Annotated in this window: 2 protein-coding genes; one reads left to right on the top strand and one right to left on the bottom strand. The window is 46.1% G+C overall.

The window, feature by feature from the left end:
• Positions 1-262: 262 nt before the first annotated feature.
• Positions 263-2,575, bottom strand: a complete 2,313-nt coding sequence (gene metG / locus FJZ26_04900) for a methionine--tRNA ligase (GenBank protein MBM3229744.1) — start codon at positions 2,573-2,575, stop codon at positions 263-265.
• A 258-nt stretch (positions 2,576-2,833) separates the two neighbouring features.
• Here metG and FJZ26_04905 point away from each other — a divergent pair.
• Positions 2,834-3,721: hypothetical protein (locus FJZ26_04905; GenBank protein MBM3229745.1), on the top strand; the 888-nt coding region annotated here is incomplete at its 3' end.

Here is a 3,721-nt window from a genome sequence, read left to right on the forward strand (position 1 = left end):
CTCGTCTGCCACAAAAACACCGCGTGCATGTGCGCTTCACGATTGGCGCAGTGAACTGCAAAAAAGCAGGCACGCCTTGAAGCGCAAAACCGTCCTTCCCCTCCCAAGGGCTCTAAGTTGACCATATCTATCAATATATTACTTTGCAGGATATGCCAACCTCCGCAAAACCAGCAAACCTCCCCATCACAAACCCCTTCTTTACAGCAAAGCCAATAGAAAAACAAATCGGCAAATTCCGCCTCTCAAGCCCATTAATAACTTATCTGACTTTTCCGTCAAGCACGATTTTGGTTGTTAGCGGCCTTCCTCCCACTTCCACCCGCTTCCCATTGGCAAGCACAAACCCGTTTTTTACAGCCAAGTCGACAGTGAAAAATTCCTCAATAGTGACTTGCCCTGCCGGCTCCTGCCTTTCCTTGCCTTCTTTGCCCTGCCCTATAGACACCTTGTCCCCAGGCTTTGCATTCTGCGGGCAAACAACTTCAAGCAGCCCGTTGCCCTCGGCAGCCAAAAGCATGCCCTGCGACTCAATGCCCCTAAGCAGTGCCGGCTTGAGGTTCCTGACAACCACGACAAGCTTTCCAAGTAGCTGCTCCTCCTTGAAATAAGGGACAAGGCCTGAAACCACCTGCCTTACCTGACCGTCCCCCATCTCTATCTTCTCAACATACAGCTTCTGGGCTGTCGGGTGTCTTTCAATCTCAACTATCCTGCCAACCTCCAAATCCAGGCAATCCTCGCCAATCTTCCCAGGCACTATCTCTTTTTTTGGGTTTTCGGTTTCCTGCGTCTGCTGCTTTCCTGAGTATTTTTTCTTGAGTGCCTCAATCTCCTTTTCTTCAAGCTTTTTGAACAAAATTTCAGGCTTTCCAAGACTGTGCCCTGGCGCCAAGGAAAGTTTTCCAATGCCGTCCCAGCTTTCAGGGCTCATTGATAGCTGCCTGAAAATGGCCGCGCTTGTGAAAGGCAGGTATGGCTCCAAGGCTATTGCCAGGTCCTTGACCTGGTGCAACAGCAAATATATCGCAACCCGTGCCCTTGCCTTTCCAGCCTCGCCCTCCTTCACTGCCTTCCACGGCGCACTTTGCTGGAAGTAGGCATTTGCACCCTTCCCGATTTCAAGTGCTGTGTGAAGCCCGTCTTTAATCTGAACCTCTTCAAGAAGCTGCGTTATTTTTTCAAACTTGGAGTTTTGGGCATCCAAAAAATCCCTGTCAGCCTGTCCAAGTTCCCCATCTTTAAAATCAGGCACCTTGCCTTCAAATTCGCGGTGCGCAAACACCATTGTCCTATTCACCAAGTTGCCTATGTTTGCAAGTAGCTCGTTGTTGAGCTTTTCGGCAAAATCCTTCCAGGTAAAATCAGTGTCCATCTTCTCCGGCCTGTTTGTAAGAAGGTAATACCGCCACACATCTGCAGGTATTCCGGAATCAACCGCGTCGCTTCCAAACACCCCGACCCCCTTTGACTTTGAAAACTTGCCACCTTCAAAATTCAAAAACTCTGTCGTGCTTATGTGGTGCAAAAGAGTCCAATTTTTCCTTGTGCCAATCAGTGTTGATGGAAAAATGACAGTGTGGAATGGCACATTGTCCTTGCCCATGAATTGGTACAAAAGCACGTTGTCAGGGTTTTGCCACCAGTTTCTCCAGTTTTTTTCAAGACCTGGCATGTTCGCAGTAATTGATATGTATCCAATCGGTGCGTCAAACCAGACATAAAAGACTTTTTTCTCCCATCCTGCAAGGGGAACTGTCACGCCCCATTTCAAGTCGCGTGTTATGCACCTTCGCCTCAATCCTTCCGCAATCCATGCCTTGGCAATATTATATGAATTATCAGACCATCGCCCGTTCTTTGCGGTTTTTTCTATCCAGCCCTCAATCTCATTTTGAATAACTGGCAGGTCTATAAATAAGTGCATTGACTTTCGAGTTGTTGGCACTGTTTTTGAGATTTTGCTAATCGGGTTAATCAGTTCTGCAAAATTCAAAAGATGCCCGCACTTGTCGCACTGGTCTGCTCTAGCTGCCTCATATTTGCAATGCGGGCAGGTGCCTTCAATAAAGCGGTCTGCAAGAAACATCTGCGCTTTTTCGTCATATGCCTGTTCAATCTCCTCTTGGGCTACAAAGCCGTTTTTGTGCAGCTCATTGAAAATCTCATGGGTTATTTCAGTGTGAAGTTGCGTTGTAGTCCTTCCAAAAATATCTGTTGAAATTCCAAACCATTCGTAAATGTCTTTATGAATCTTGTAATACTTGTCGCAAAGCTCTTGCGGTGTTACCCCCTCCTCAAGCGCCTTTGTTTCTGTCGCAGTGCCATACTCGTCAGTGCCGCAAATGTAGATGGTTTCATACCCACGCTTGCGGCAAAACCTTGCAAACACGTCTGCCGAAAGCACGCAGCCTATTATGTTTCCCAAATGCGGGACATTGTTCACGTATGGCAGGGCTGATGTAATCAGGATTTTTTTGCCTTTCTTTGAATAGCCCTCATCGCTGTTTTTTGTTCCGTTACCAGTATCCGGGTTCTTTTTCTGAGTCTCTTTTTCGTTTTCTAGTTTAACCACCTCAAAACACCATCTAATTGATTATAACCCATTTGTGCTTTTATTGGAAGCTTAACTATTATAATACGAATCAAAATTTCAATTTTGACAAAGCACGAATCTTTAGCGGCTGGATGAAAGCTCTGCAAACAGTGCAACGAGTCTTGGGAAAACAATCCGCGCATTTCCGAACAAAAAACACAACATATACATATATATATATATATTTCGTCACCTATTTATTTGTTAGAAATTCAATGACCGTCTTGAGGTGGTGCAATGAATCGGGGAAATAAACTTGTAATAAACGCTTTTTTTCTTGCAGTAGTTTTTAGTTTATCATCATCAATTATTTTTGCCGCAGCCCCAGGCGCACCCGCTCTTCCTTCGGCAGATTCGGCTCCAACTTCGGATGCAATAAATCCGGACACTTCTCCTAAATATGTCTTTCCAACCCTTATTAGCGACTACATCGACAGGTTCACTGGAAACAGGATGAAAACAAATCCTGAAGACCTCTACACTGGCACCACAACATCTCCTGACAACACTGTTACTGCGGATACGCTCAATCCCTTCAGGTTCACACCACTCGAACCCCTTCAGGCAGTGAAAAAAATAGACGGTATCAACTTCAATCCTTTTGCAAAAGCCACACTCACCGATCCACTCTCATTAAATAAATACACGGAAACACAGGCCCTCTGGCTTGGGGGAAAAGGCATGTACAAGCGCCTTGCAAATGGCCAAGTCTCAAGATATTCGGGGGTGGGCTATCAGGCAAAGTTTGCAAACTATCCTTCAGTATCAGAGCACCATGGCATTCTTTACTGCGCCGGCATCTTGCCAACACCTGTAAATGACGCTTGCGAACCTTCTAACATCATGGCAAGTCATCGAATGCCAATCAAGTTCCTTGGAAGCGACTGGAGGCTTATTGGCATGAATCCGCCGGCTTCAGGCACAGCAACTGCAAACTACCTATATCCCGTTGGTGGTGGAAGCGTTGTTCTTGCAAAGGAATCTGGCTATATTATTGCCACTCCTGGGGAGATGTTACCTGCGGGTGTCTACAAAGTTGTGCTTGATGACGTTGAGGTTGTCAACAATGAATCCGTTTCAGTCTTTTCCATTCGAAATTCCGACGGCACTACCATTGCAAAAGTA

This window comes from Candidatus Parvarchaeota archaeon, assembly GCA_016866895.1.
Classification (GTDB): Archaea; Micrarchaeota; Micrarchaeia; order Anstonellales; family VGKX01; genus VGKX01.